32 protein-coding genes and 1 pseudogene are annotated in these 26,424 nt (G+C 70.7%); 32 read left to right on the top strand and 1 reads right to left on the bottom strand.

Annotated features, from left to right (window positions below; genetic code table 11):
- The first annotated feature begins 68 nt into the window (after nucleotides 1-68).
- From ACE1OC_RS04715 to ACE1OC_RS04795, 17 genes and pseudogenes are all read left to right on the top strand, one after another.
- On the top strand, nucleotides 69-383 hold the full coding sequence (locus ACE1OC_RS04715) for a DUF6112 family protein (RefSeq protein ID WP_266449619.1): 315 nt from the start codon (nucleotides 69-71) through the stop codon (nucleotides 381-383).
- Entirely contained in the window at nucleotides 383-1,066 is a 684-nt protein-coding gene (locus ACE1OC_RS04720; RefSeq protein ID WP_407835903.1) for a hypothetical protein, read from the top strand. Before ACE1OC_RS04715 ends, ACE1OC_RS04720 begins: the two co-directional genes overlap by 1 nt.
- Before the next feature lie 32 nt (nucleotides 1,067-1,098).
- Entirely contained in the window at nucleotides 1,099-2,442 is a 1,344-nt protein-coding gene (locus ACE1OC_RS04725) for an SCO6881 family protein (RefSeq protein ID WP_407835904.1), read from the top strand.
- A 95-nt stretch (nucleotides 2,443-2,537) separates the two neighbouring features.
- Nucleotides 2,538-4,001 carry an SCO6880 family protein gene (locus ACE1OC_RS04730; protein WP_407835905.1) on the top strand — a complete coding sequence of 488 codons (1,464 nt, stop codon included), beginning with the start codon at nucleotides 2,538-2,540 and terminating at the stop codon, nucleotides 3,999-4,001.
- A gap of 41 nt (nucleotides 4,002-4,042) precedes the next feature.
- The gene (locus tag ACE1OC_RS04735; protein ID WP_266449539.1) at nucleotides 4,043-4,486 is read left to right on the top strand and encodes a DUF6238 family protein; all 444 of its coding nucleotides are present in this window, start codon (nucleotides 4,043-4,045) and stop codon (nucleotides 4,484-4,486) included.
- A gap of 30 nt (nucleotides 4,487-4,516) precedes the next feature.
- Entirely contained in the window at nucleotides 4,517-6,034 is a 1,518-nt protein-coding gene (locus ACE1OC_RS04740) for a VirB4 family type IV secretion system protein (protein WP_266494429.1), read from the top strand.
- Between the two features lie 97 nt (nucleotides 6,035-6,131).
- A complete protein-coding gene (locus tag ACE1OC_RS04745; RefSeq protein ID WP_266449536.1) occupies nucleotides 6,132-6,959 on the top strand; it encodes a ParB N-terminal domain-containing protein in 828 nt (275 codons plus the stop codon).
- Entirely contained in the window at nucleotides 6,956-7,468 is a 513-nt protein-coding gene (locus ACE1OC_RS04750; protein ID WP_266449532.1) for a hypothetical protein, read from the top strand. The genes ACE1OC_RS04745 and ACE1OC_RS04750 overlap by 4 nt, the downstream gene beginning before the upstream one ends.
- A 195-nt stretch (nucleotides 7,469-7,663) precedes the next feature.
- Nucleotides 7,664-8,020: a hypothetical protein gene (locus ACE1OC_RS04755; RefSeq protein WP_407835906.1), complete on the top strand. Its 357-nt coding sequence runs from the start codon at nucleotides 7,664-7,666 to the stop codon at nucleotides 8,018-8,020.
- Nucleotides 8,021-8,057: 37 nt separating this feature from the next.
- Nucleotides 8,058-8,306 (top strand): hypothetical protein, encoded by a 249-nt coding sequence (locus ACE1OC_RS04760; RefSeq protein WP_407835907.1) that lies wholly within the window; start codon nucleotides 8,058-8,060, stop codon nucleotides 8,304-8,306.
- Nucleotides 8,303-8,890, top strand: a complete 588-nt coding sequence (locus ACE1OC_RS04765; RefSeq protein WP_407835908.1) for a hypothetical protein — start codon at nucleotides 8,303-8,305, stop codon at nucleotides 8,888-8,890. The genes ACE1OC_RS04760 and ACE1OC_RS04765 overlap by 4 nt, the downstream gene beginning before the upstream one ends.
- A gap of 148 nt (nucleotides 8,891-9,038) precedes the next feature.
- Nucleotides 9,039-9,341 carry a hypothetical protein gene (locus ACE1OC_RS04770; protein ID WP_266494419.1) on the top strand — a complete coding sequence of 101 codons (303 nt, stop codon included), beginning with the start codon at nucleotides 9,039-9,041 and terminating at the stop codon, nucleotides 9,339-9,341.
- A 23-nt stretch (nucleotides 9,342-9,364) separates the two neighbouring features.
- Complete coding sequence (locus ACE1OC_RS04775; RefSeq protein WP_407835909.1) at nucleotides 9,365-9,799, top strand: hypothetical protein; 435 nt, start codon at nucleotides 9,365-9,367, stop codon at nucleotides 9,797-9,799.
- A 53-nt stretch (nucleotides 9,800-9,852) separates the two neighbouring features.
- Nucleotides 9,853-10,845: a hypothetical protein gene (locus tag ACE1OC_RS04780; protein ID WP_407835910.1), complete on the top strand. Its 993-nt coding sequence runs from the start codon at nucleotides 9,853-9,855 to the stop codon at nucleotides 10,843-10,845.
- A gap of 148 nt (nucleotides 10,846-10,993) precedes the next feature.
- Nucleotides 10,994-12,049, top strand: coding sequence for a hypothetical protein (locus ACE1OC_RS04785; RefSeq protein ID WP_407835911.1), 1,056 nt, complete (start codon nucleotides 10,994-10,996; stop codon nucleotides 12,047-12,049).
- Between the two features lie 174 nt (nucleotides 12,050-12,223).
- Nucleotides 12,224-13,132, top strand: a pseudogene (locus ACE1OC_RS04790) (MFS transporter); the annotation flags it as partial.
- A gap of 252 nt (nucleotides 13,133-13,384) precedes the next feature.
- A complete protein-coding gene (locus ACE1OC_RS04795) occupies nucleotides 13,385-13,882 on the top strand; it encodes a hypothetical protein (protein WP_407841479.1) in 498 nt (165 codons plus the stop codon).
- Nucleotides 13,883-13,949: 67 nt separating this feature from the next.
- On the opposite strand, the gene ACE1OC_RS04800 is transcribed toward ACE1OC_RS04795, so the two are convergent.
- Complete coding sequence (locus tag ACE1OC_RS04800; protein WP_266494406.1) at nucleotides 13,950-14,687, bottom strand: TIGR02391 family protein; 738 nt, start codon at nucleotides 14,685-14,687, stop codon at nucleotides 13,950-13,952.
- Nucleotides 14,688-14,845: 158 nt separating this feature from the next.
- Here ACE1OC_RS04800 and ACE1OC_RS04805 point away from each other — a divergent pair, with 158 nt between their 5' ends.
- The 15 genes from ACE1OC_RS04805 (at nucleotide 14,846) to ACE1OC_RS04875 (ending at nucleotide 26,392) form a co-directional block, all read left to right on the top strand.
- On the top strand, nucleotides 14,846-15,265 hold the full coding sequence (locus ACE1OC_RS04805) for a hypothetical protein (protein ID WP_266449760.1): 420 nt from the start codon (nucleotides 14,846-14,848) through the stop codon (nucleotides 15,263-15,265).
- An 8-nt stretch (nucleotides 15,266-15,273) separates the two neighbouring features.
- Nucleotides 15,274-16,020, top strand: a complete 747-nt coding sequence (locus ACE1OC_RS04810; protein ID WP_266449762.1) for a hypothetical protein — start codon at nucleotides 15,274-15,276, stop codon at nucleotides 16,018-16,020.
- A 32-nt stretch (nucleotides 16,021-16,052) separates the two neighbouring features.
- On the top strand, nucleotides 16,053-16,763 hold the full coding sequence (locus ACE1OC_RS04815) for a hypothetical protein (RefSeq protein WP_266449765.1): 711 nt from the start codon (nucleotides 16,053-16,055) through the stop codon (nucleotides 16,761-16,763).
- Between the two features lie 24 nt (nucleotides 16,764-16,787).
- Complete coding sequence (locus ACE1OC_RS04820) at nucleotides 16,788-17,537, top strand: hypothetical protein (RefSeq protein WP_407835912.1); 750 nt, start codon at nucleotides 16,788-16,790, stop codon at nucleotides 17,535-17,537.
- The gene (locus tag ACE1OC_RS04825; RefSeq protein ID WP_407835913.1) at nucleotides 17,534-18,175 is read left to right on the top strand and encodes a hypothetical protein; all 642 of its coding nucleotides are present in this window, start codon (nucleotides 17,534-17,536) and stop codon (nucleotides 18,173-18,175) included. The genes ACE1OC_RS04820 and ACE1OC_RS04825 overlap by 4 nt, the downstream gene beginning before the upstream one ends.
- 29 nt (nucleotides 18,176-18,204) lie before the next feature.
- Entirely contained in the window at nucleotides 18,205-18,963 is a 759-nt protein-coding gene (locus tag ACE1OC_RS04830; protein ID WP_407835914.1) for a hypothetical protein, read from the top strand.
- Between the two features lie 28 nt (nucleotides 18,964-18,991).
- Nucleotides 18,992-19,402 carry a hypothetical protein gene (locus tag ACE1OC_RS04835; RefSeq protein WP_407835915.1) on the top strand — a complete coding sequence of 137 codons (411 nt, stop codon included), beginning with the start codon at nucleotides 18,992-18,994 and terminating at the stop codon, nucleotides 19,400-19,402.
- A gap of 261 nt (nucleotides 19,403-19,663) precedes the next feature.
- Complete coding sequence (locus ACE1OC_RS04840; protein ID WP_407835916.1) at nucleotides 19,664-20,038, top strand: hypothetical protein; 375 nt, start codon at nucleotides 19,664-19,666, stop codon at nucleotides 20,036-20,038.
- Entirely contained in the window at nucleotides 20,035-20,835 is an 801-nt protein-coding gene (locus tag ACE1OC_RS04845) for a DUF317 domain-containing protein (protein ID WP_407835917.1), read from the top strand. Before ACE1OC_RS04840 ends, ACE1OC_RS04845 begins: the two co-directional genes overlap by 4 nt.
- A 38-nt stretch (nucleotides 20,836-20,873) precedes the next feature.
- A complete protein-coding gene (locus tag ACE1OC_RS04850) occupies nucleotides 20,874-21,221 on the top strand; it encodes a hypothetical protein (protein ID WP_266494397.1) in 348 nt (115 codons plus the stop codon).
- Complete coding sequence (locus ACE1OC_RS04855; RefSeq protein WP_266494394.1) at nucleotides 21,149-22,042, top strand: DUF317 domain-containing protein; 894 nt, start codon at nucleotides 21,149-21,151, stop codon at nucleotides 22,040-22,042. The genes ACE1OC_RS04850 and ACE1OC_RS04855 overlap by 73 nt, the downstream gene beginning before the upstream one ends.
- 212 nt (nucleotides 22,043-22,254) lie before the next feature.
- Entirely contained in the window at nucleotides 22,255-22,911 is a 657-nt protein-coding gene (locus tag ACE1OC_RS04860; RefSeq protein WP_266494392.1) for a DUF317 domain-containing protein, read from the top strand.
- A 35-nt stretch (nucleotides 22,912-22,946) separates the two neighbouring features.
- A complete protein-coding gene (locus ACE1OC_RS04865; protein ID WP_266494389.1) occupies nucleotides 22,947-23,531 on the top strand; it encodes a hypothetical protein in 585 nt (194 codons plus the stop codon).
- A 50-nt stretch (nucleotides 23,532-23,581) separates the two neighbouring features.
- Nucleotides 23,582-25,375, top strand: coding sequence for a type IV secretory system conjugative DNA transfer family protein (locus tag ACE1OC_RS04870; RefSeq protein ID WP_407835918.1), 1,794 nt, complete (start codon nucleotides 23,582-23,584; stop codon nucleotides 25,373-25,375).
- Nucleotides 25,376-25,495: 120 nt separating this feature from the next.
- Entirely contained in the window at nucleotides 25,496-26,392 is an 897-nt protein-coding gene (locus ACE1OC_RS04875; protein ID WP_266445259.1) for a hypothetical protein, read from the top strand.
- Nucleotides 26,393-26,424 lie beyond the last annotated feature (32 nt).

Consider the following 26,424-nt stretch of genomic DNA (forward strand, 5'->3'; position numbering starts at 1 on the left):
GAGCGCCCCTCTCCCTTCCCCGCACAGCCGCAGGGCCTCTTGGGCCTGCGCCCGCAAGGAGCTTCGCCATACCCATTTCACTCGCAGACCGCGTCCTCTATCTCGCCTACGACCCCGGAATCACTCCAACGGATGGCGGCCTCCCCGGGCTCGATGTCCTGAAGAAGGTCGTCAACTCGATCAACATGTTCGGCATCATCGCCGTCGTCGGCGCGCTCGCCGTCTCCCTCGGCGTGTGGGCCTGGGGCCACCACAGCGGCGGCCACCAGGCCGAGGCCAACGGTAAGAAGGGCGCCGTCGTAGCCGCGGGCGCCGCCCTGGGCCTCGGCGCCGCCAACGGCATCGTCGCGTTCTTCTCCGCACTCGGGACGCAGGTCAAGTAGTGCCGAAACGTTCCCTCTCTCCCCTGCACCGGGCCACCACGCATTGGACGACCGGGCGACGGATCCTCGTCGCCGCCGTGGTCATCACCGCGCTCCTCGGGGCCGCCGGACTGACCGCCTGGTTCACCTCCCGCGGCGGCCAGAGCAAGACCGGCGCATCCCCCACAGCCCCCGCGCCGAGCTCGCCCGCCACCACGGCACCAAAGGCCTCCGCCGGTACGGGCTCGGTCCCGGCGCCGCCCAAGCTCACCGACCCGCTCGCCTACGCCAGGGCGGCGGCGGTGCTGCTCTGGTCGTACGACACCCGCACCACCAGCCGTGACCAGCACCTCGCCGGCATGCACGCGTGGATGACCAGCGAGACGAAGTACACCGACTGGACGGCGATCTCCGGGCAGGTCCCGGACCCGGTGCTGTGGTCGCGCATGGCCGACAACGCCCAGTACGCCACCGCCGCCGTGGGCGAAGCCCACTTCCCCTCGGCGTTCAAACAGGCCCTCGCCGAGAACCCCTCCGCGATCACCGAGGCGTACATCTACGCGGTCACCGTCACCGGCAAGCAGACCATCGCCTGGAAGGGCGGCGGGGGCGGCGCCGAGGACCGCGCCGTCACCCTCGCCGTCCAGTGCCGCCCCAGCTCCGACTGCGCCCTGGTCTCCCTCGCCCCGAGCGTCGCCCCGTAACACGCCACTGAAGACAAGGAGGTACCCCTCCAGTGGACTTCTGTTCCATCCCCATCGCCAGCAAGCTCTGCAGCGCCGCCGACGCCATCGACTTCGTCAACGACCCGGGCAAGGCCATCACCGAGGGCATCGGCAACTGGATCGCCAAGTCGGCCGGCCAATTCGCCGCCGCATCCGCCGACCTCGCCGCCGAAGCCGTCAACACGACCACCAAGGTCGACCTGCGCGCCGGCTGGTTCGTCGCCAACTACGAGCTGCTGCTGCCCATCGGCCTGACAATCCTGGTCGCCACCTTCTGCGCCCAGCTCATCCGGGCCGCGATCCGGCGCGACGGCCAGGCCCTGACCCAGGCCTTCACCGGCACCGCCGGCGGCGTGATCTTCTGCTTCATCGCCATCGCCGGCACCACCGTCGCCATCGAAGTCGTCGATGCCTTGAGTGACGGCCTGTTCGCAGCAGCCGGCACCTCGATCGAAGAGTCGGTGCGCCGCATGGTCAAGGCCAGCTCCGTCGCCTCCATGGTGCCGCTGGGCTGGATGATCCCCGGCATCGTCGGTATCGGAGCCGGCATCGGGGCCATCCTCTACTGGTGCGTGATGATGGTCCGCAAGGTCGGCATCCTCGTCCTGGTGACCTTGGCTGTCTTCGCCGGAGCCGGAGGCGGATGGGAGGCCGCGCGGCGCTGGCGCCGGGGCTGGATCGAAGCCACCGCCACCCTGGTCGTCTCTAAGCTGCTGATGACGATCGTGTTCCTCCTGGGCATCTCCGCCCTGGGCCAGACCCAGGCCAAGGACGGTCTGGGCGCCCTCGCCGACTGCCTCGCCGGAGTCGTGATCATGATGATGGTCCTGCTCTGCCCGTACGCCACGTTCAAATTTGTCCACTGGGCGGCCGAGGGCACCGACGGCGAGTCGCTCCACCGGGCCGGTGGCACCGGCGCGCAGATGGCCAAGCAGCACACCGAGCAGGCAGCCCGCAAGGCAGCCGCGATGGCCGCCACCGGCGGAGCCGGCGCAGCTGCCGGAGCGGGCGCGGCACCGCAGGGCCCCGCCGGGTTCCCCGGCGACATCGCCGCCAACCCCACCGGTGGCTCCGGAGGCGAGCAGAACAGCGCCCCGATGCCGTCCTCCGGCGGGGGTGCGGCAACCGATGCGCTGTCCAAGGCGGTTCAGCCTCCGCCGACCAGCGTGAGCCAGGACACCAGCGGCCAGCTCGGCGGAAGCACCGGATCCTCCCCGTCCGGTCCCTCTGGTTCGGGCGGTACGGGTCCCGTTCCTCGCAGCACCCAGGAAGGCCCGCCGCAAGGCGCGCCCGCGCAGGGCCCTGCCGCCGCGAACAGTCCCTTCGCGAGCGGTCCCTCGCCCACCGGCTCCTGAGCTGACCCGTCCCCGCCACCCGGGCGGGACACGCCGCACCACGATGCCGTGTCCCGCCCGGGTCCCAACCCCGAGCCCCGAAAGCGGACTCCGCCTTGTCTGACCTTGTCCTCCCTCTCACGATCAAATTCCCCCACCGGTCGCGGCGCGGCATCCTGCTCGGCCTCTCCCTGCCCCAGCTCGTCCTCACCTCCACCGCACTCGCCCTGCTCCTGGCCACCGTGGTATCCACCGGCCTCGTCGGCGCCCTGGCCCTGACCCCCCTGTGGGCCGCGGTCGCAGCCCTCGTCGTCATCCGGCGCCACGGCCGCTCCCTGATCGACTGGGCGCCGATCGTCCTGCGCTACGCCCAGCGACGGCGCACCGGCCAGAGCCTGTGGCTGGCCCGCGTGGTCTCCAGGCCCCGCACCGACGGTGTGCTCCACCTGCCCGGCACCGCCGCCTCGCTGCGCGTGGTCACCCCCTCCGGCTCGCAGGCCGCCGCCGTCCACGACCCCCACGCCCAGACCCTGACCGCCATCGCCCGCGTCTCCAGCAGGGCCTTCGCCCTCCTCGACCCCGCCACCCAGAACAGCAACGTCACCTCGTGGGGCCGTGCCCTGGCCGGCATCGCCCGCAGCGGACACATCGCCACCGTGCAGGTCCTGGAACGCACCGTCCCCGACAGCGGCGACACCCTGACCCGGCACTGGACCACCCACGGCCATCCCCAGGCCCCGGTCGCCGGGCAGGTGTACTCCGAACTCGTCTCCTCCGCAGGGCCCGCCGCCGCCCCGCACGAGAGCTACCTGGCGATCTCCCTGGACCTGAAGGCCGCGAAGCGGCTCATCTCCCAGGCTGGCGGTGGACTGCCCGGTGCCTTCACCGTGCTGGGGCAGACCACCGCATCCGTCGCCCAGGCCGCGCGCGGCGCCGGACTGATGGTCACCGGCTGGCTCACCGCCCGCGAGATCGCCGCCGTGGTCCGCACCGCGTACGACCCCAAGGCCCTGGCCGCCCTGCAGCAGTGGTCCGAGCACGGCAGGGCCGAAGCCGAACCGGCCGCCGCAGGTCCCGTCGTCCAGGTCGAGGAATACGACCGCGTGATCACTGACAGCGCCCGACACGCCACCTACTGGGTGGAGAACTGGCCGCGCACCGAGACCACGTCGGGCTTCCTGCACGGGCTGATGTTCACCGCCGGCGTGCGCCGCTCCTTCTCCCTTATATACGTGCCCCAGGGACTCGAGTCCGCGCTGCGCGACGTCCAGCGCACCAAGGCCACGATCATCGCCGACGCCGCCGAACGCCAGCGCCGCGGACAGGTCGACTCCGAGGCCGACTCCGTCGAGTACGGGGACGTCAAGGAACGCGAGCGCCAGCTGATCGCCGGACACGCCGACGTCGCCCTCACCGGACTCCTGACCGTCTCCGCCGAGACCGACGCCCAACTCGACGCCGCGTGCGCGCAGATCGAAACCGCCGCAGTCTCCGCCCAGGTCGACCTTCGCCGCCTGATCTACCAGCAGCCCGAAGCCCTCACCCTCGCCGCGCTCCCCCTGGCCCGCACCGCCCTGTAGCCGACCACCCGCCGCACGCAGCGGCAGCAAGGACCCACCACTTGACCAACACCACGATCCCGGCCGGCGACGCCCACCCCTACCTGCGGGCCGCGACCGCCGGCATCCGCCACCACACCCGCCAGTCAGCAGGAACCCTTGGCCACGCCGACCGCGTGCACCTGGACGTCCTGCACAGCCACTTGACCGGCCTCCACCTCCTGATGGACCAGCTCGCCGAGACCACCCGGCCCCTGTATCCGGCAGCCGGACGGCACATAGCCGCCGCCCACCTGCGGCTGTGGCAGGCCGCGACGAGCCTCCACGAGGCCTTCCACACCCTCCCGGCCACCGAGTCCAGCACCGATGCGGGCTGCCGCCCCGACCGGCTGCCCGAGGGACCACCGGTCCTCACCATCTGCCAACGCCAGCTCGCCTCCGGCCACGCCATCCGCCGCAAGACCACCCCCGCCGACCACGGCCCCCGCCCGGCACGCACCGCCTGAGGGCAGCCCCCGCAGAAACGATCCGCCCCCATGTCCCAGCACCGCCCCGGACGCCGCGCCCGCCGCGCCTCCGCCAGCCCCCTGTTCACCCCCCACGGCACCGACCGCCATGCCCGCAAGGCAGCCCGCCGCCAACTCGCCGAAGCCCAGGCCAAAGCCCGCGCCGAATCCACCTCCCCTTCCGGCGAACACGAGCCCGCCGAGGCGGAGATGCCCCTCCCCCTCTACTCCGCCGCCGGACGGCCCGGCGCCGCCAGCGCCCGGGGCAACAAGCTCCGGCTGCCCGCCCACCGCATGACCACCGCCGTCGCCGCCGGCGCCTACCCGTTCCTCGCCGAAGGCGGTCTCGGAGCCGACGGCATCTACATCGGGCGGGACGTCCACGCCGAAGCCGCTTTCACGTTCGATCCGTTCACCCTGTACGGCAAGGTCGACGGGTTCACCAACCCGAACGTCCTGCTCGCTGGCGTGATCGGCCAGGGCAAGAGCGCCCTCGCGAAGAGCTTCGCGCTGCGGTCGGTCGCCTTCGGATACCGCGTCTACGTGCCCTGCGACCCGAAGGGCGAGTGGACGCCTGTCGCGCAGGCCCTCGGCGGCACCTCGATCGCGCTCGGCCCCGGCTTGCCCGGCCGCCTCAACCCCATGGACGCCGCCCCGCGCCCCCCGTCCGTGACGGAGGCCGACTGGGCGGGTGAAGTCCGAAAGCGCCGCCTACTCCTGCTCGGCTCCCTCGCTCGCACCGTCCTGGGCCGCGACCTGATGCCGATGGAGCACACCGCCCTCGACATCACCCTCGACGGCGTCGTCAAGGCCGCCGCCGCGGCGGGCCGGACCCCGCTCCTGGGCGACATCGCCCACACACTGGCCCAGCCCGCCCTCCTCGACCAAGCAGCCGGCACCGTCTCCGGCCACCTCGGAGACGCGGCCCGCGACCTCGCCCACGCCATGCGCCGCCTTGTCCACGGCGACCTCGCCGGAATGTTCGACGCCCCCTCCACCGTCGCCTTCGACCCGGCCACCCCGATGCTGTCCATCGACCTGTCCCGCCTCGGCGGATCCGGCGACGACACCGCACTCGTCCTCGCCATGACCTGCGCCTCCGCATGGATGGAGTCGGCGCTCACCGACCCGCGCGGCGGCCGAAGGTGGATCGTCTACGACGAGGCGTGGCGCCTGATGCGACACCCCGCCCTGCTGCAGCGCATGCAGTCCCAGTGGAAGCTCTCCCGCGGCCTCGGCATCGCCAACTTGATGGTCATCCACCGGCTGTCCGACCTGCTGACCGCGGGTGACGCCGGATCCCAGGGCCGTGCCCTGGCCGAGGGCCTCCTCGCGGACTGCTCCACCCGCATCATCTACCGGCAGGAAACCGACCAGGTCCACGCAGCCGCCACCCTGCTCGGCCTGACCTCAGTCGAGACCGAAGCCATCTCCCACCTCAGCCGCGGACGCGGCCTCTGGAAGGTCGCAGGCCGCTCCTTCATCGTCCAGCACCTGCTCCACCCCGCCGAGCAGACCTTGTTCGATACGGATTCCCGGATGAGCTAGGCCTCCGACCGCGCTGCGCCGGGTGCGCTACCCCGTATCGACCAACGTCAGAAGCAGTCCCGATCGACGCTTCCCTCTCCCTTCACCTCGTATCCCCATGGAGAACAACATCGAGCTACACCCCACCACCGCGCTCTTCCCCATGCTCGATGAGGAAGAAATCCAGGCCCTCGCGGACGACATCCGCGAACACGGCCTCGACAATCCCGTCGTCCTCGACTCCACCGGCCGGGTCCTGGACGGCAAGAACCGCCTGCGGGCCTGCGAGATCGCCGGCGTCGAACCCGACTACGCGACCTACGACGGCGACGACACCAGGCGGTACGTGCTGTCGGCGAACAAGCAGCGTCGAAACCTGACCAAGGGCCAGCTCGCCATGATCACCGCCAAGGCTTGTTCATTCAGTGAACACGAGCAGCGTCCACTCGGTGAACAGTCCGTCCGTTCACTCAGTGAACAGTCCGGCGTCTCCACGGGACGCATCGGACAGGCCAGCATGGTCCTACGGCACGCGCCCGACCTCGCCGACGCCGTCATCAACGGAACGATGGGCCTGAACGAGGCGTACTCGGTCGCCCAGAAGAACAAGGCCCAGGCCGAGTCTGCGGAGGCACAGCTCGCCCGCCTTCGCTCAGAGGACCCCCAGCTCGCTGACCGCGTCGCCGAAGGCGAACTCACCATCCAGGGTGCATGGGCGGAACGCAAGGCCCGGCAGGAGGAAGACCTGCGGCAGCGCCGCGTCGCCACCAACCTGCTCTGCGAGATCCTCCCCGCCCTCGCGCAGATACGTGGCAGCCGCACCTTTGCCCAGTACGACCCCGAACTCGCCCCGCCCGGCCGTGCCGTCACCCACGAGGTGATCGAGCACGCAGCCACCGCCCTCACCGAAATAGCCGCTGTATGGAAGGAACGCAACCTCCCGTGAAGTACTCCGCCGACCCCCACCTGCGCCAGCTCGCCCTCGAAGCCGCGCAGCACGTCACCACCGACGCCGGCCGCATGCACAAGGACGACGTGCTCGACGACCTGTGCGCGCGGATCCGCGAACGCGAGGACCTCAATGGCGCCGTCCTCCGGAAAGCCGCCCAGGCCCTGATGCGGGACCTCGGTGAGCGCCGGAGCCCCCGCCGTAACCGACGGACCGGCGGCCTGTACCACCCCGAGAGCATCATGAAGCTCGGCAACGGAATCTGGGTGTGGATGAAGCACACCACCCAGACAGACATGTCGCAGTGGGGCGTGATCTGCGCCCGGAACACCATCCGCACCATGACCGCGGGTGCCGACAACCAGCAGTACGTCTACGAACGGACCGACGCGTTCCGGGCCAACCCTGGAATCACGACCCTGCACCCGCTGGAGTTGTCCGTCTTCCATTACCGGCAGGACACCCTCGACGGTACCGACTGGGACGAAGACCATGGCGAACTGTAGGTATCACCGCTCGCGTGCCCGCCATACGCACACACCTGCGGCCCCGGCAGCCACGCCCGTACCCGCCCGGATCCGGTGATCTCGCGTCAGGAGCCGGGGGCGGGTCGTCCAACAGAGCGTCCGCTGGCGCCTCTACCTGATCATCGCAACGTCCACGACCCCAGCTGGCAGCGGGCATGGGCCCGCTTCGCCCACGTGACCACTCCGCTGCGCGAACGCGGCCTGATCTGCGATGTCCAGTACGGACTGGATGACTGGATCGTCTATGCCTGGCCACCCCGACACGACTCCGTCATCCTCATCGGAAGACAGGGCGGATGGCTGGCCACGCACCAAGCTCCCGCCGAGAGCTGGACTTCGATGACGGTCCTGTACGACACCACAGCGTCCTCCGGCCCCGGCGACTTCGACGACGTCGGCCCGCTGCTCTCGGCGCTCGACGCGCTCCTCGCACGGCTTACCCGCGCCCCGTCGACACCGGCAGCCGGCGGCGTACACGTGGCCGAGGTGCCTGCCCCTCCGCCGGCCGGACGCGGCACCCTCGGCCGCTGATCACCACCCCCGTCCCCGTCTTTCAGGAAGGTTCTCCGTGTACCACCCCGTCAGCATCCACATAGGACTGCATGCCGCCGGACCGCTGTCCCTGCCGCTTACCGACCCGGTGCAACGCGTCCTGTGGTCAAGGGGGTTCACCTATTGCTCCCGACTGGACGCGTACACCGCGCCGGCCGCCCTGCCCGTCGAACAGCAGGAGCACCTCGTGCACCAGGCCGTGCATGCGCTGCAGCCGCTCGGACTTCCCGTGGCCCATCTCCACCACCCTGCGGCTTCCGCATGACCACCCGCTCCTTCATCGCCCGACCCACCGAGGCCGGCGGGTACGAGGGCATCTACGTCCATCTCGACGGGCTGCCCAGCCACCATCTCCCCCTCCTACTCACCGCCTACCAGTACAGGTTCAACTGTGACCTGGAAGCCATGTCCCGGCACCTGGTCGACGGCGTGGCCATCGGCTGGGACGAGCTGGGTACCGACCTCCTCGACCACGCTCCCCCGGAGCTGTTCCTCGCGCTCACCGGCGGCGAGACCTGGCCGAGCACTCAGCCCGAGAACCTCTGGACCCTGGACGGCTCGCCCCCGCAGCGGATGACCGTCAACCCCGAGGCCACAGACGATCTGGAGTGGGGGTACGTGCTGCACCCGCACGGCATCGAGGTCATCAGCCTGAGCGAACAGCACCGCGGTCCTGTTGTCGGGTGGGCGACCGACCCCCTCTACCCCTTCAGCGACAACGCGGCGATGTGGGCGCCGACAGGTCCTGGCCCGGGCCGGGTGCCCCGAACCGCGCCGAAGCTGTCCACCACCCCGGTCGCCACGAGCGTCTCCGCCCCCGCCTCCCCATCGCGCACCACGCGCCGCTGATCCACAAGGAGTCTTTCTGCCCGAACAGTTCGTCGTCGGCACGCACCCCAAGTACGGGTACGTCGCCTCCGCCCAAGGAATCCCCCACCACATCAGCCAGTGGTACCTGACCCGCCTCGGCTTCCAGCCCCTTCACGGCCTGCACGGCGTGTACCTGCTGACGGCCCCCACCCACGACGGGCCCCGCCGCACCCGCCAGGCCGTCGAGAGCCTGCGCAGCAGTGGATATCAGGTCCACGCCGACTACTCCCTCGATCCCGCGAACACCAGGACGGCACAGACCGGGCCGGTCCGGGACCCGCGCGAGTGGTACCGCATCGGAGTACCGCAGGCCGCCGCCACTGCCTCGCCCCAGTACGCCACCGCACGGGCCTGGGGCTCCAGGCCGCCGCAGACCACGCCGGTCACCCCCACACCCGCAGCATCCACACAGCCGAGCCGCACCCGCTAACGCGAGAAGGATCCGACCCGCCCATGCTCACCACCACCTACGACGGGCTCGGCAGCAGCGAACTGCGCCGTCGGGCCGCCCGGGAGGCCGCCGCCTTCCTGCGCGGCCTGCCGGTCTCGCGCGATCCCGCTGCCCCGCTGCGCGCCTGCACCGAGGCCATGGCTCAGGCCACGACTCCCGCCGAGGTCCACGCTCTGACCGAGCTGGCCGCCGGTGGCGAGGACGCCGGACTGATCGCGCTGCGGAACCTGCTTCGCGCCGCCGGCAGCCGCTGCCGGGAACAGGGCCATGCCCAGCTCGCCGCCCGTTACGACCGCACGAGCGACCTCCTCGACATCGCCGACCGCACGCTCTTCCAGCTCGGCGTCGACCTGCTGGCCGCCGCGCACGACACCCTGTCCGACCGGTCCGGGCCCACTCCGGCGCTCGTCGCCGGCGCCGAGGGAGGTCCCCGCTGACCTCGTCCGAGATCACCCTGTTCACCAGCCGGCACGACGGCATCGTCGGCCTCGTGTCCGGCGAGAACTGGCGCTGGGCCCGGACCGCGCTCCAGCTCGCAGGATTCGAGAAGGACAGCGACGGCAACTACGTCACGCCCCTGACCGACATCGCCCGCGCCCGGCAGTCGCTGGCCGCCCTCGGCGGCACCGCTCTGGCGCACGAGGCCCTGGTCGCCACCAACGGCAGCCGCTACATCGGAGACTTCGCCCGCAAGCTTGGTGAGAACCTGCCCGGCCAGTGGAGCGTGCGGGTCGAGAACTACCCGGTCCCGATAGTGCAAGAGGACCTCTTGTACGACCTGTGGACACCCCGCGCCGACCCCCTCGCGCACACGGTCAAGACCGACCGTCTGCTGGCCGCGGCGATCCTTCGCGGCGAGAGCGGCGTCGAGCTGGCCGTCGTACCGGTCCCCGGCCGCGATCAGTACCGCGTCGGCGCGCTCATCCCGGTGGACATGAACCTGACCCCGGAGGTTGCCGGGCCCTCCAGCATCACCGTGGGGGACGCGCTGGCGCACGCCGCCCACCAGGTCAGCGCCTCCCTCCTCGCCGAATACCACCATGCCCTCTGGCGGCTGCAGTTGATCACCCTCAGGGACGATCTGGATTGGGCCCACGAGGCGTACGAGCCCGGCACGGTCACCGATCCGCCCCAGCATGACCTGGCCGACGCCTTCGCCCGCTTCGCCGACGCCGCGCCGCACATCATCAGCACCGTGCGCGCCAGCAACGCCCAACTCAACCCACATGAGCAGGCGTTCCTGGAAGACATGGATGCCGTATTCGGCCAGCCAGCCCTGCCGCAGGAAGCCGCCACGGAGGCGCAGAAGACCTCGGATCCCGATCCGCTGGCGGTGTGGCTGCTCGAAGGCCAGGACCTGGTCGACCTCGCCCGCTCCGTCAGCCTGGCCTCTTGGCCCCGGAGAGCCCTCCCCCCGGTCCGCACAGCAGCCGCTCTCCCCTCCCCGCCCCTGCAGATCGCCGCCTCACGCAACCGCAGGTAGCCGCCACCCTGGAGCCTTCATCCCTCACTCCCCAACCCCACCACTGCAAGAAGCAATCGACGCTCTGACCGGCTGGGGCACCCGGTTTTCGGTCACCACGCTCAGCTGCGAGCTTGCCCTGGAGCGCCTCCACAACCGCCACGGCGACATGCTCGACGAGCAGGCTGCCCAGGCCGTCGAGGCGGACCGCAACCGGGAACTTGCCGAACTCTTCGGCGATCTCCTGCCCCACGTGCCCGCGTTGCTCGCCTACGTGAGTGCCGGTATCGAGGCCATGCCTCCCGCTCGCCACCACGCTGGCTGGCATCTTCTGGTCTCCGACCTCGCCCACGCCGCGGACGTAGCCGTACGCATCTTGGAGGACCACCCCACGGGCCACGACTCCGCAGCCCGCGACGCACGGCTGTGGCCCTACCTGCGGACCTGGGGCGAGCACGACGTACTCCTGCGGGACCTGGCCCTCCAGCCGGCCCATCCCCCGCGCCCCGGCCCGCGGCTCACGGGAGAGGAGCAGGAGTGGTGGACCGCCCGGGCCCGCGCGGCCCGCAGCCGTGATCTTCTCCAGCCCCAGGAATCGCGGTACGACGCCGCAGGCCGCCAGCTCACCGTCGCCCTGCTCCCGTACCCGGACGAGGACGAAGAGGCCGTCCTGATCCTTGCCGGGGACATCGACAGCCCCCACATGCAGGTACTGGGCTGCTACGACACCGACGACGCGGCCATCCGGGACCTTCCGCCGGCGGTCCCGCCCGGGGTGCTCTTCCCCGACGGGCACACCCCGGCACCGACCGCGCTCCCCGGGCTCCCCCTCGCCCAGCTGACGCGCGACGTCATCGACGCGAAGCACACCGGAGACGTCGCCGAGGCAATCTCCTACGTCACCGACCGGCCGCCCCACGCTCCCGCCGGGCATGTAGCCCAGCTCACGGAGTTCCTGGACACCTGCGCCACCTGGGCCGCCGCGCTGGACACCCGGGCCGGGCACGAGATCGCCGTCCGCCTGCGGATGCTCTCGGCACAGACCGGCCACCTCCTCCAGGACCTCACACACGTCGGAGAGCAGCTGGAGGAAGCCGTGGCCGTCCTGCCACCGCACCGCACCCCCGCTCCCCGGCATCTGCCCACACCCCGCCCACCAGCCATCACCACCACGCCCGTGGCGGCATCACCTCCGGTGAGCACGACCTCCGCGCACCGCCGTTAACGGCCAGCCCGGCGCCCACTCCTCGCCCGCCTTCTGACGGAAAGCCCTGCCCTGTTGACCCTGGCCGATCACCCGACCACCACCTCACCGCCCGCCACGTACGGCGCCGTCCTGAGCAGCCGGCACGTTGTCCGCCTGCTCGGCGGCACCCTGACCGGACGCCTGCCCAACGGCATGGTCCCCGTCGGACTCGTCCTGTGGATCACCGGAGGTGGTGGGTCGCTGGCCTTCGCCGGCCTGCTCGCCGCGCTGTACGGGCTGGCGTCCGGGCTGTCCCAGCCGGTCAAAGGCAGGCTGATGGACCGCTACGGCCAGACCCGCGTCTCCGCCCCGGCGGTGCTGCTGAACTCCGGCTGCCTGGCCGCGCTCCCCTGGATCGGCGCAGGCGGGCATCCAGCGGTGGTGACCGCGGTGGTGGGGTTCGCGGGCCTGGTCACGGCGCCGCTGGAATCCGGCTTGAGGGCCCTGTGGCCGACCGTCGTGCCCGATCTCGGGCAGCGCCGAGTCGTCCAGGCCCTGGACACCGGATCGCAGGGACTCCTCTATATCACGGGCCCGTTGCTCGCCTCCTGGCTTTCCACCACGCACGGTCCCGACACCGCCTTGACCGCGACCGCCGCACTCGGGCTCCTGGGCACGGTGATCGTCCTGACCGCCGCCCCGTCACGGACATGGCGTCCCGCCACCGCAGACGGGGCGGCGGGAAGCGGCCGCTTGATCGGGGCCGGCCTAGTCCTGCTGTGCACCGCCCTGGCGGGAACGGGCTTCGCACTCGGCGCGATGACCGTCTGGGCCGCCGGCATGGCCACCGCCCACGGACTGGCCATGCTCTCCGGCGTACTGCCCGCCGCATTCTCCACCGGCAGCTTCCTCGGCGGCCTGATCTACGCCCGCAGGACATGGCCCGGCACGACCACCACCCAACTCATCACCACCAGCACCCTGTTCCTCTTCGGATGGGTTCCACTCCTGGCCCAACCCGAACCCCGGGCCGCCATCGCCCTCGCGGTGATCCCGGGACTGTTCCTCACCCTGATCATCACCAACGGCTTCCACACCGTGGACTCCCTTGCCCCCGCCTCCCGCACCACCGAGGCGTACGCCTGGCTGATCCTGTCCGTCGGCACCGGCCAGGCCGCCGGGACCGCTCTCGCCGGAGCGCTCGCCGAGCACCCCTACGTACTGGCCGGGCTCCCCGCCGCCGGAGCCGCCACCTCGCTGACCATCCTCACCCTCGCCCGCCGAAAGCTCGGCCCCGGCCGTCGCCTCGGCCGCCACCGACGCCCCCGCCAGACCCAGAACCCCACCTCAGCAGCCCTCGAAGGAGATTCACGCATGGCCGTACGAACCGAATGGAAGATCGTCCACAGCTGTGGACACGAGATCACCCGGGACCTGTCGGACCGTCCCGCCGACAAGCGGGCCGGGTTCGCCCGCTGGCTCGGCGGGCGGGACTGCACCGACTGCTGGAAGGCCGCCCGCGACTCCGACACCGTCGCCCGCGAAGAATGGCTCGCGGCCAAGCGCGCCGAGGAACAGCAGGCCGCGCTCGCCTGGACTGAGCAGTTCGACATGCCGCCGCTGGAGGGCCCGGACCGGGCCTTGGCCTGGGGCGAGCGATCCCGCTACCAGCTGGCGACCACCGCGTACACCGCCCTCGTCACCGAAGGGTCCTGGGACGAGGCGGACTGGTCCGCTCTGGAGGAGAAGATCCGTACGGTCACCCGAGCCGGCTGGTGGATCGACCAGCGCGATGCCGAGGGAACGGACCTTCCCGAGCTGCTCGATGCGGCCACAACGGAGGATCGGGGAACGGAGAACCCGTTTCGTTAGCCGCAGCACGATCGACGTCACTGCCACGCGATCAGGCAGCGCAGGTAGCTCTGACGTACATCCGCTACTACGCGGCGCCTCGCGCTTTGGCTCGCTCGACAAGTCGCAGGAGTAGATCCGCGAACTGGACGATCTCGGCTGCCTCAATCGCGTCGTCAAAGACAACTGTGCGGTGGCTCGGAGGATTCTTGAAGGCCCCCATCGCCGCGGCGAACAGGTTCGTCATCGCGTCTTGCTCGCCGCCTTCTGCCCCTTGATCGGTGAGAGGGCCGGCTGGCGACGTCTTCTGAGGATTCGCCACGCGGAACGCTGCCCTCATCAGGTTGACACCTACGAGGGAGTTCTCCAGACCAGCGGCATTACGGACAGCGACCTCGACGGCCTTCATTGCAGCGAAGCAGGCGGTCTCATACTCGCCGAGGTTGAAGATGGTTCGTACGTGCCCGTCCAGGTCAGGGTGCAGGGGCCCCGCTAGGCGCTCGGCCGCCTCCATCTTCCGGAGCGCGGCCGGATCGCCGATGAGCTCCCGACCTTCCTTGGTCACCCGATGGTTGTCACTGGGTCGTGAGGTCGCAACGCTGACCAGCGCCTTGGACTGCAGCCAGGCCCAAGCTTCACCAATTCGCTCGACGAGCTCCTCCGCATCCGGAACACCTCGGAAGGCCATTCTGGCCCGAGCGAAGATGTTCTGCGGCAGGAAGAACGGCTCCTTGACCAGGTCCGCCAGCAGCAGCATCCCCAGCTCGGGTGTCGGGAGGGTGCGTAGAGCGTCGGCCGGCACAGGGGCAGCGGTATTCGTGGTCACTCCGGGAAGGTAGCCCGTTGGCCCACCGGCGTACGGCGGCATCCGGGAGCGGACATATATAGCCGACGATCCCCGGTCAGCCAAACCGGGGATTCTCCAGACCATTGAAGTACTTCACCAGCCGCTCCCCGCGGCACCTTTGTGGAAGGACTTCTGCCGTGCCCGACGCCAACCGCGCCGCGTTCATACCCGCCGATGCAATCACCCCCGAGCGGGACATCACCCACGAGCACTTCGCCCCCGGCGACCGGATCGTGGTCATCAAGGGTGTGGACGACGGCACCCTGTGGGGCGACGCGATGACGGTGGTCACCCCGTCCTGGCACACCCCGACGAACGAGGACGGGTGGCGCCTGCGCAACCCGGAGGGAGGCGCACGCAGCTTCATCACCGGACACCCCCGCTACCTCGTCCACCTCTCCGCGCACTGCCCCGACTGCCTGATCTACCAGCGGGCCCTGCAGGACTACCTGGTGCCGAAGTTCCCCGGGGCCGAGGCCGTGGATGTGGGCTGGTACTCGATCACCGAGCTGAACCAGCTCGTCCACGTCGCCGACGGCCGGGCCGGCATCCGATGATCCCCACGGTGCACAAGCCGAGCATGTCCTCGGTGGACGGGCTCGCCGAGGCGCTGGGCCGGCCCGTCAGCGACCAGGAGGGGCTGACCACCGAGGGCACGATCGTCGCCCACTGGCACTACCTCGACTACTTCACCGACGAGGACCGGACCTGGACCTCGGCCGAGTGGGCCCAGCACATCGACGACCCGCGCAGGCTCCACCCGTTCCCCGCCACTTACCGGGGCGACCCCCGCGTCATCTTCCACGCCAGCGTCCGCCTGCACCCCAAGGACCGGGAACTCACTCCCGCCGAATGGTCCGAGGTCGGCTACCGGCTCGCGCGCGTCGCAGGGATCGCACCGCCCGGCGACCCGAATCCCGGCAGGTGGATCGCTGTTCGAGACCAGTCCCACCGCCTCGACCTGCTCGCCAACCTGATCCGCGAGGACGGCAACCGCGCGGCCCTGCCCAGGCAGGTTCACCACGTCCTGGCCGCGGAATGCCGGCGTATCGAAGCAGACCTCGGTCTTCTCTCCCCGCTAGAGCACCAGGTCAGCCCCTTCAAGGCGAACATGCTGGCCTCCACGCAGCCCACCACCGAGCGACTCGAACCCAGCATCGCGGCGCACCTGTCAGACGAGGCGCACCGGCACCTGGCCGCCGCGCGCCGCCTCATGGAGAGGGCAGGTCAGCATCTCGGCGCCCCCGTCCCAAGCCCTTCCCCGCTTCTCCCCTCCGGCTTCCCGGCGCCCCGCTCCCCCCGGGGCCGCTGACCGGCCTCTCCCTTGCAGAAAGCATTCTCTTCTTGGCCCTTGCCCACCGAATTCTGACCATCCGGCGCGATCCGCACTCCGGTGAAGTCCTCGCCCGTGGAGGCGATCCGGAAGCCCACAGCCTCCTTGAGCGCAGCGGGTTCGTCCCCGTGGTCCGCCGCCACGAGACCTACCACCGTCTGCCCACCGGCCTCGACCAGGACGAGGAAATCCGCCTTGCCACCCGGGCCGTGGCCCGTCTGCAAACCGTCGGCTACGACCTCGACACCGACCCCGTCTTCGCCACCGAGCGACGCGAGCCGCATTACCTCAGCCTCGGCGACCAGGTCCGGCACCTCGCGGTCCGGATCCGGGAAGCCGAGAGCACCGAAGAGGTTGCCGACGCCCTCACGGAGCTGACCGCCACCCACGACGGGATCCTGGCGGCGCTCACCAAGGTCCTGCACACCGCGGCCGACTTCCTGCAGGATCTCGGACATCCTGCGGACCCGCACACGGCCGCCCGGCTGCGCCACCTGGCCGACGAGCGGCTCCACGTCCTCGCCTCCGACCTGCGGCACGTCCGAAACGATCTCGCCGACCGGCAGGCAGTACACCCCCACCGCGCGCCCTGCCCGCAGGAAGTCGCCGGTGACGAGCGCGAGAAGTCGGCTTCCTGCCCCTGTCCCGCGCCCGCCCGTATCCCCACCACGCCCAGCGCACCGGCCGCCGCTCCGCCCGCCCCGGCCGGCCGCCGCCGCTGACGCCCGACCCCGCCCGAGGAACCCATGCCCGACCACGATCCCGAAGAGCTCGACTCCTTCGCCGCCATCCTCACCCAGCTCCTGCCCGGTACCTGGACCCGGGAACTGCGCCAGCACACCGCCCACGACGACCAGTTCTTCCTCACCGCCGACGTCTGGGACATGAACCGTGTCGCCGACGCCCTCGCCCAGCACGCCCTGAAGCAGGACGTCATCCTCACCAGCGAGGACGGCCGGCGCCTGTTCCTCATGGACCACCCCCGCTACGAGGACGAGTTCCTCGTAGCCGCCATGGCCCCCGCCGACACCCACGCGGAGGCGTTTCGCGGGGTGCCGGAGCCGGACGGAATCACGATCACCGCCGACCCCGAGCAGGCCGCCGCCGCCATCGCCACCCAGCTCCTGCCCCGCTATGAGACCGCTCTGGCCCAGGTCCAGGACAACGCCCTGGGACTGAACCGCGCCTCCGCCCAGCCCGACACCCTGGTGCTGAACTGGACGGAATCCGGCGACCTCACCGCCACCACCGACCGGGCGGAGGTGGCCGAGGTCCTGACCGCCCACGGGTTCGTCCACGACCCCGGCCAGCAGACGTACGTCGCCTCCGGCGACGACACCGCTCACCAGGCACGGTGCGTGCGGGCGGCCGGGGCCGCGCTCGGCGCCCTGAACATCGGTGTGACCCTGCGCAACGCGCCACACCGGGGCACGCCGGCAACGCGGCCGCTGCCCGCCCCGCGCCCGGCCGGGGCGAACACGGTGCGCTCCCGGTGAAGGACGGCGGAGAGCCCGAATTCCTCGTCCTCGATTACGTCACCATCACCCGCGACCCTCGCACCCAGCTGGTGGTGACCAGCAGGTGCACACCAGAAGCCGCGGGCATCCTGGAGACCGTCGGACGTTTCCGCGACGGCGGCGTCCACTACCTCCGTCAGCCGCACGACATGCCCGTCGAACAGCAGCGCCACTACGCGACCGCCGCGGCCCAGGCCCTCCTGCTCGCCGGGTTCAGCGTCTTCCTGGATCCCTCCCTGAACACGCTCGCCACCCCCGACGGCGACCGGGCAGCGGCCCACCGCTACCTGGACCAGCTCGCCGAGCGGGCCAGCAAGGCCACCGACGACAAGCAGGTCGCCGAGGTCCTCGCCGAAGTGGCCGCGCCCACCGAGGGCCTGCTGTCCCACCTGGTGCAGACCCTGATCACGACCTGGGCCACCTGGAGCCAGCGCACCGAGGGCGCACTGTCCAAGGAAGACCTCGCGATGCGGCTGATGGACACCACCAGCGTGCTCTCGCGCGGCGGCGACGAGATCCGGCACATCCGCAATCAGGCCGCCGCCGCCAAACCGGCCGCCCAGCAACCACCTGCACCTCCAGGCCCAGCGGCGTCGCCACCCGCCCGGGGACGCTGAACCCGCCGCACTCCACCCCCGAAACGACCATGCCTCCACGACACCATCGAAGCGACCTCGCGGCCTTCGCAGACGGCCTCGCCGCCCGCCTGCCCGATACCTGGACCAGCACCTACACCCGCCACGCCGCCTACCACGACCAAATCGCCACCACGTCGACGGTGTGGGACATGGGAGCCGTCGGCTACGCCACCTCCAACTTCGTCCTCGGCCACCAGGCCGTGCTCACCCGAACCGACGGAGCACGCCTGCTGCTCTTCGACCGCCCCCGATTCCGGCACCAGTTCATGATCGGCGCACTGGAACCAGACGCCCATCACGACGCCTTCCACCAGGTAGACGAACCCAACGGCATCACCATCCCCGCCGACCCGGCCCGCGCCGCCGCCCAAGTCACCCGCAGGCTGCTCCCCCGCTACGAGAAGGCGCTGCGCCAGGTCCGGCACAACACCGCCCACCCCGCGCCCCGCCGACCCGAACCGGTGCTGATCACCGGTGCGGTGAGCATGGCCTGGCACCCGGACGGGGCCGTCGGCGCCGTCACCGGAGTCCGCGAGGCAACCGCGGTCCTGTACGGCGCCGGATTCCAGTACCACCCCTACCACCGGCAGTTCCTGCTTCCGGCGTCGTACGGCGACCGCGAGCAGATCGCACGCGTCCAGGCCGTCTCCCAGCAGCTGGCCCGCATCGGCGTCGGCGTCACCATGCGCCCCGCCCGACCGGCCCCCGCGCCCACGGCACTGCCCACTCGCCCGCCCTCCCCGACGGTCGCATCTGCGACCCGCTGATCCACCCACCACCGTGAGGAGATCCCCCGTGGGAAATCTGGCCGATGAAGCCGGCACCGACGTCGAGATCTACCGACGGGCCCACACCCCCGGCAACGTCCACATCGTCAGCCGCAGCAACGCACCCGAAGAACTCCTGGCCCTCCTCGACAGCGCCGGCCTTGAACGCCACACCGAGGCGACCTCCGGCCCCGTCTACGTCTGGCACGAAACCCCTGACGGCCTGAGCAAGCGGGCCCAGAACCGGCTCGCCACCCGCACGGTGCTCCCGCTGCTCATCGCCGACTACAAGGTCAACATCGACCCGGACGTGTACGACGTGACCGCCTGGGCCCAGGCGATGGCCGAGCACCGCACGCGACAGGCCAAAGCCCAGACCGGACTGGCCACCGCAGTGCCGCCGCAGGGGGCGCCCGGATCCCCACCTCGTTCTCGCTGACCACGCCGTCCCGGCCCTTCCCGGGCCGGGGACGGCTCCAGCCCGACCCGCCTGGAGCATCACGATCCAGCAGACCCCCAACCGACTGCCGCCGATCTCCCCCGCCCGGCGCCCGCGCCTGGCCGTCTTCCTCCTACGCCGCTACCTGCGCGCCGTGACCGCGGGGACCCCTGGCCGGCACACCCCCGCCCGTCCCGGCCCGTCCGGCCACACCGGCGCATCCCGAGCAGAGCAGCCGGCCCCGACCACCCCAGGAGGAGCATGACCGTCTACGACCCCGAAGCCCTGGCCCGCCAGATCGCACATCAGATCGCGGAGCTCAACGAGTACCTGATCGTGGCCTCACCCCGGCAAGCCGCCCGCATCCTGGGCCAGGTCCTCGAACCCGAAGAAGGCATCCTCGGATCGCTGACCGCACTGGTGGGCACCGGATCGCGCTTCGCGCAGGGCCGGGCGCTTACCGGAGCTCTGCCGCCGGAAGTGTGGCTCGCCCTCGGCCGTGCCTCGAACGAACTGCACGACATCGCCCTCGACCTCGACGAGCACGCAGAGGACATCCGCGGGCTCACCCAGAGCCCGCCGACCAGTGTGCTCCCGCCTGCTCCGTCGGCGCTCGTCGCCCGGAGGCACCGGTGAAGAAGACCTGGACAGGCTGGGGACCGACCGCCGACCAGCCCCAGCAGCACTACCTGGTCGAGCCCCGCCACCTCGGCGGCGGAGGCGACCTCCGCTTCGTCGCCGAGTACCTGCGCGCCTCCGGCTGGAAGGACATCTCCCGCACAGGCGGCCCGATCGTCTTCGACAGCCCCGACCGCTCCGTACGGGTCGGCTTCGACCCGACGGCGATGCCCGGCGGCTGGACCGTCTCCGGACAGGCTGTGGGTCAGCAGCCGGCCTGGCATGCCACGTTCACCATGGCCGTGCCGATCGAGATCGTCGCCGGGTTCACCGACACCCTGACCAAGCCCCGCTCGGCCCACGCACCGAACGTGTGGGCGCCGCTGGAGGAGAACGGGTGGGAGACCGAACGCGGGCAGCACTTCACCGCCGTCTCCCCGGACCGCAACGCCTGGCTGCAGTACCACCAGAGCGAACCCGGTCAGGCGCACTGGTGGGCCGGGGCCCGCACCGAGCACGGGACGACCTGGGACGCCGTCTTCACCCCCACGACACCGATGCACCTCATCCAGGGATTCTCGGCCGCGCTGTCGGACCCGACCCCAGTCCTGCGCCCGCGCGGCGACATCCCCGCCACGAAGTGGATCAGCACCACTTCGGTGTCCGTACGCCCCTCCGAACTCGGCGCCTGGCAGCAGGCCCGGATCACCGCCGCCCGCGCCGCCACCTGGGCCCGCAACTCCTGGAGCGCCGCCCGCCCCCGCCAGCCCGCCAACCCCTACACGGCAGCCGGCGCAAACAAGTCCCGCCGCTGACACGCCCGTTCCGCGCACCACGACCCTCGAGGAGCCCCATGACCGCATTCTCCACAGACCCCAGCCCGAAGAAGATCGAGCAGGCCGTCGACATCCTCCTCGAGCTCAGGGACTACCTGCGAGCCGAGCCGCCCGCCGACGATGTTCTGACGCTGCTGGAACCACTCCTCGACGAGGACGACGGCATCCCCATGCTCCTGTCCGACGTCCTGCGCGCATCCGCCCGAGCCATCGCCACCCGCGCCGAGCCGTACAGCAGCGACGTCAGCTCGGTGGTCACCACCCTCCGCGAAGCAGCCACCGAGATCATGCAGTGGCACTCCCTGCACTGGGAGGTCCGCCACCTGGCCCGCGCCATCGCCACCACGCCGGGAGCGACGTCCTGAGCCAGCGGCCCTTCATCCACACCCGCGCCGACGAACCGCACAACCAGATCTGGTTCGAGACCAGCCCCCGCCACCTCGCCGGCCGCGGCGACCCCCGCCACATCACCCAAGCCCTGCGGGCAGCCGGATGGTCCAACCACTCCGACCCGGACTACCCGCACGTGATCCTGGCCAGCCCCGACCAGCGCTACGCCCTGGCCCTGGAGCCGGAGAACGAGTCGTACTCCAAGTGGTGGCGGATCAGCTGCACCAGCGACACCGAGAACTGGTACGCCGAGTTCGGCGGGAACACCCCCGTGGAGATCCTCGCCGGATTCACCGACGCCCTCCTCGCACCCGCGCCCCAGACCGTCCCCGACGTGTGGCCCGTCCTCACGGCAGCGGGGTGGAGCTACGTCCAGGACGAACGCGGACACGAGCTCGCCGAACACCCCGACGGGATCATGCAATTCCGGCGGTGGAACAGGACGACCAGCTGGAACACCGGCTGGATCGCCTGCGCCCTGCTCCCCGACGGCCTCGGCGGGCAGGAATCGGTGTGGGAGGCCCACCTCGGCAACGCCCCGCACCTTGCCGCCGCGTTCGCCACCGCGCTCGTCGACCCCGCGCCGGTCGCACGGGCCGAGTTCGACGTCCCACACAGCAGCCTCGTCACCCAGAAGCCAGGTGGCCGCCAGGGCAACGACCTCGCGAAGGAGCACGCCGCGCGCCTGGCCCAAGCCCGGGCCACCGCCGTACGCAACCGGCGCACCCCCCTCACCACCCAGCCCGTCCCCAGCTCAGCCCCGGCGGCGCCCCTCGCCGCCGGGCCCCGGCGCTGACACGGGCACCCCGACCGGTCTTCAAGGAGCCCTCCCGCCTGTCCATCACCGACCGGCAGCTCGCCGCCTTCGCCTACGACCACGAGAACACCCTCGGCTCGGCCATCACCCCGCGCTACCTCGCCGACGCCGGCGACCCCCGCCACGTCACCCACGCGCTACGGGCCCGCGGATGGAGTCTGGACTCCGACCCGCTGCACCCGGCGATCCGGATGACCAGCCCCGACCACGCCTTCCGCCTCGACCTCACGCCGACGCCCAGCAGCTATCACCGCTGGTGGCGCATCGACAACAACCTCGGCCCCGGCCTCTGGTACGCCACGTTCAACGGCGACACCCCCGCCGAGATCGTGGCCGGCCTCACCGACGCACTCATCCGACCCGAGCCCGAAGAACCCTCCCCCTCGGTGATCGAGGTCCTCACCGGCCGCGGCTGGGAGCACACCACGTCCGAGACCGGCTCGCAGAGGCTGACCTCCCCCGACGGCATCGTCCAGGTGGAGCTGTACGTCTCGCCTTCCCTGGGCGTCATGGGCTGGGAGATCGAGGCCGCCCACCACCACGGCGAACACGGCCCAGAGCAACGTATTTGGCGGGCCCACCTCGACGCCGCAACCCCCGCCCACTTGCTGGCCGCCGTCGCCGAGGCGATCTCCAACCCCACGCCGGTCCTGCGCGCCCGATTCAAGATCAACGACAGTACACACCTCACGCAGGGACCGGAGTTCGCGATCGGCTCCGAGGTGGTCAGCGCACACAAACAGCGCCTGGCCGAAGCTCGCCATCACCGGCCCAAGCCGCACCTCACCACCACCGTGGCCACGCCCGCACTTCCGCGCACCGCCTCACCGGCCAGGCCCATCCGGTAGCCACCAGCTACGAACTTCCCGCCCCCGAAGGACCCGTGACCAAACCCGACCTCCACTCCAGGCACCAGCACCTCCTGCAGCAGCTCGCCCTATACCTCCAGGAGGCGGAGCAGATCCTCGCCGCCTGGGACACCTACTCCGACAAGCACACCGGCCCCGAGGGCTGGCCGCACGACGAGGAGGCCTACGGGTTTCGCCAGGCCCAGCGCGACGCCGACACCTGGCGGTCCTTCAACCGGATCCGCTCCGGAGCCAGCGACCTGGTCGCCACAGCCGAAGTCCAGCTGCAAAGACTCTCGGGGCGGACCCTCAACCACCGCTGGGCCTGGCAGATCGGCGCCCTGCGCACCGCCGAGGAACGGATCGGCGCCCTGCAGAGCGATTGGCTCGAGCTGCGCGCCACCCTGCCGCCGTCCGTACGGCCCGGAGTCGAGGAGTACGACGGGCCGCTCGCCGGGCGGAATGCCGAGGCCTGGCACTACCTAGACGAATGGTCCCTCCACGGCCAGGCCGTCCTCGACATCCACAGCGCTCTGCGGCACACCCAGTTCCGGCCGGCCACTGCCCCGGTAGCCGCGCTCCCCCACCGGGACTCCAACCCGGCAAAGCCCCGCCGGTAGCGGTTCTCCCCCGCCGAGTCCACCACCCCCTTCCCCCTGGAACCGCCCTCTTGTCCAGCCCTTCCCCGAACTCCAACTCCGACGGCTACGACATAGCCTTCAAGGCGCTCCTCGGCGCCTTCGCCATCACCCTGCCCCTGTCCACCCTGGCCTGGCTGGGAGGCAACGCGACCGCCTGGATCACCGGCAGTGGCGCCTGGGTCCCCTACCAGCCGGCCGAAGCCCTTCTCCACCCCGAAGCCCTCTGGCCCGCAGCAGGAGAAACGTCCCTGCTCGTCGGCACCCGGATCCTGCCCGCCGTGGCCCTCCTCGCCCTCACCGTGTGCGGCTACCTGTGGTGGTCCCGGCACAAGGGCACGCTCGGCAAGAAGAAGCGCATCGCCGGGATGGCCAAGCAGAAGGACATCGAGCCGCTGCTCGCCAAGGCCATCACGGCCAAGGCCCGATCCCTTCGGCCGAGCCTGAAGGACGCCAAGGCCATCGAGGCCAAGGACACCGGTGTCCTCCTCGGCAACCTGCAAGGCAGCCGTCACGAAGTCCGGATGGGATACGAGGACGTCGCGGTCGCGATCATGGCCCCCCGCTCCGGGAAGACGACCTGCCTGGCCATCCCCGCGATCCTCGCCGCCCCCGGGCCCGTACTCCTCACCTCCAACAAGGCCGCCGGAGACGCCTACACCGCCACGCTCGACGCCCGCGGAGTGGACGGCCGGACCTGGAGCATGGATCCCCAGCAGATCGCCCACGCGGCCCGCGAGATGTGGTGGAACCCCCTCGCCTCCGCCAAGTCACTCGACGGCGCAGGCCGGTTGGCCGGCCACTTCCTCGCCGCGAGCGTGGACGCCTCCCAGCAGGGCGACTTCTGGTCCAAGGCAGGATCCAACATCCTGAGCCAGCTCTTCCTGGCCGCAGCTCTCGACGAGCGGCCCATCACCGACGTCATGCAGTGGCTCGCCTTCCCCGCCGACCGCCGGCCCCTGGACATCCTGCGGGACCACGGATTCTCGGCCGTCGCCGCCCAGCTCAAGGGCACCGTCGAAGGCCCCCCGGAAACCCGTGACGGTATCTACGAGACCGCGCGCCAGTACGCCTCGGCCCTCCTGAACGCGGAGATCGCAGCCTGGGTCACCCCGCAGAAGGGCGTCCCCGAGTTCATCCCCGCCGACTTCGTGACCAGCAAGGACACCCTGTACCTCCTGTCGAAGGACGGAGGCGGCGGCGCCTCGGCGTTGATCGCGGCGTGCGCGGACTCCGTGATGCGGGCCGCCACCGCCGAGGCCGAGAGGGCCGGCGGACGGCTGGACCCGCCCATGCTCGCGATCCTCGACGAGGCCGCCAACGTGTGCAAGATCAGCGACTTGCCCGACCTGTACTCCCACCTCGGGTCCCGCGGAATCATCCCGATCACCATCCTGCAGTCCTACCGCCAGGGCCAGAAGGTCTGGGGCGACGCGGGGATGGACGCCATGTGGTCCGCGAGCACCGTGAAGGTGATCGGCTCCGGCATCGACGACCCGGACTTCGCCGACAAGCTCAGCAGGCTGATCGGCGACCACGACGTCGAGACGAAGTCCACCTCGATCTCCGACTCCGGGAAGTCCACCAGCATCAGCATGCGACAGGAGCGGATCCTGCCCGCCGACGCCATCCGCGCCCTCCCCAAGGGCACCGCGCTCTGCTTCGCCACCGGCATGCGGGCCGCCATGCTCGACCTCCGCCCCTGGTACCTGGAGCCCGGCGCCGACACCCTCTCCGCCGCCTCCGCCGCCGCCTCCAAGGGCATCACCGACCGCGCCGTCGCCAAAGCCATCCCGAAGAAGACCGATTTCGGGAAGGCGGCGTAAGCGAACCAGACCGCTCACCGCCCCGCGTGCACCCTGCCGGGTCCGCTGACTCCCCGGACAGACCGGAGGGGCCTCTCGCCCCGGCCCACCACCTCAACCCCCGCAAAGAGAAGGAAGCCCGTGCCCGATTCGAACCAGCCGCCGCTGGAGAATCCAGGCCTAGCCGACGGTATCGACGTGATCATCCAGGATCTGCGCAGCCGTCCGTTCAACATTGACCACGCCACCGTCACCACCGTGATCCGGCACATCAGCCAGGTCAGCGCGCTCCTCACACAGGTAACCGGCGAGGCTCATGCACACAGCGACCACGCCCGCCGGCACCCCGAGCCCAGCCTCTGGCGGCCGACCCACCTTCTCTCACTCGCTTCGATCCAGTTGGCCGAAGCACTGTCCAGCTACACGAAGATCCTCGCCCCCCTGACGATCGCCTGCGAGCCCACCCCGTACGGCACCGTCGACGACGCGATGGACCGGATCGACTGCTACGAAGCCATGGAGGAGCACCTTCCGGCCATCGGCCGGGCTCTGACCGAGGCACATGATCACGTAAAGCCGGACGCACCCACTCCACCACCGCCGGCGGCACCCAATCCACCAACCAAGGCCGCCGCAATCGAGGACTCGCCTGATCGCCCCGTCTCCTCACCGGCAGCACCGATCACCCACCACAGCCCACAATCACCCGCGCCCGAGGCCTTGCCCAAGCTGAACGACACCCAGCACCGCGCACTTCAGACCATCGGCGAGCACGAGATCGTGGTGTACCTGCGCAAGCACAAGCTGGCCCTCTCCGGACAGAGCGATTCGCGCCGGTTCACCATGCGCACGGTGGAAGCACTGGAAGCGAAACACCTGGTTGCGCGGAGTTTCGCCACCACTCTCGCTATGGGACAACGGCTGCACCTGACCCCCTCCGGCAAGCAGCTCCTCGACTCCCTCGGGCGGGCCCCACTACCCCCACCAGCTTCGTCTCCTGTACGGCCAATACGCCCGCCATCAGCCAGGACCCGCTAACAACCTTCGCCATACCCGCCCGGACCACCTTG

Source organism: Streptomyces stoeckheimensis, from assembly GCF_045822005.1.
Lineage (GTDB): Bacteria > Actinomycetota > Actinomycetes > Streptomycetales > Streptomycetaceae > Streptomyces > Streptomyces stoeckheimensis.

Excerpts from the sequence above, each read along its gene's own strand:
- ACE1OC_RS04820 (WP_407835912.1), top strand. The coding sequence starts at position 16,788 with ATGCCCGACCACGATCCCGAAGAGCTCGACTCCTTCGCCGCCATCCTC.
- ACE1OC_RS04850 (WP_266494397.1), top strand. The coding sequence starts at position 20,874 with ATGACCGCATTCTCCACAGACCCCAGCCCGAAGAAGATCGAGCAGGCC.
- ACE1OC_RS04830 (WP_407835914.1), top strand. The coding sequence starts at position 18,205 with ATGCCTCCACGACACCATCGAAGCGACCTCGCGGCCTTCGCAGACGGC.
- ACE1OC_RS04765 (WP_407835908.1), top strand. The coding sequence starts at position 8,303 with ATGACCACCCGCTCCTTCATCGCCCGACCCACCGAGGCCGGCGGGTAC.
- ACE1OC_RS04740 (WP_266494429.1), top strand. The coding sequence starts at position 4,517 with ATGTCCCAGCACCGCCCCGGACGCCGCGCCCGCCGCGCCTCCGCCAGC.
- ACE1OC_RS04860 (WP_266494392.1), top strand. The coding sequence starts at position 22,255 with ATGACCAGCCCCGACCACGCCTTCCGCCTCGACCTCACGCCGACGCCC.
- ACE1OC_RS04840 (WP_407835916.1), top strand. The coding sequence starts at position 19,664 with ATGACCGTCTACGACCCCGAAGCCCTGGCCCGCCAGATCGCACATCAG.
- ACE1OC_RS04775 (WP_407835909.1), top strand. The coding sequence starts at position 9,365 with ATGCTCACCACCACCTACGACGGGCTCGGCAGCAGCGAACTGCGCCGT.
- ACE1OC_RS04785 (WP_407835911.1), top strand. The coding sequence starts at position 10,994 with ATGCTCGACGAGCAGGCTGCCCAGGCCGTCGAGGCGGACCGCAACCGG.
- ACE1OC_RS04795 (WP_407841479.1), top strand. The coding sequence starts at position 13,385 with ATGGCCGTACGAACCGAATGGAAGATCGTCCACAGCTGTGGACACGAG.
- ACE1OC_RS04745 (WP_266449536.1), top strand. The coding sequence starts at position 6,132 with ATGGAGAACAACATCGAGCTACACCCCACCACCGCGCTCTTCCCCATG.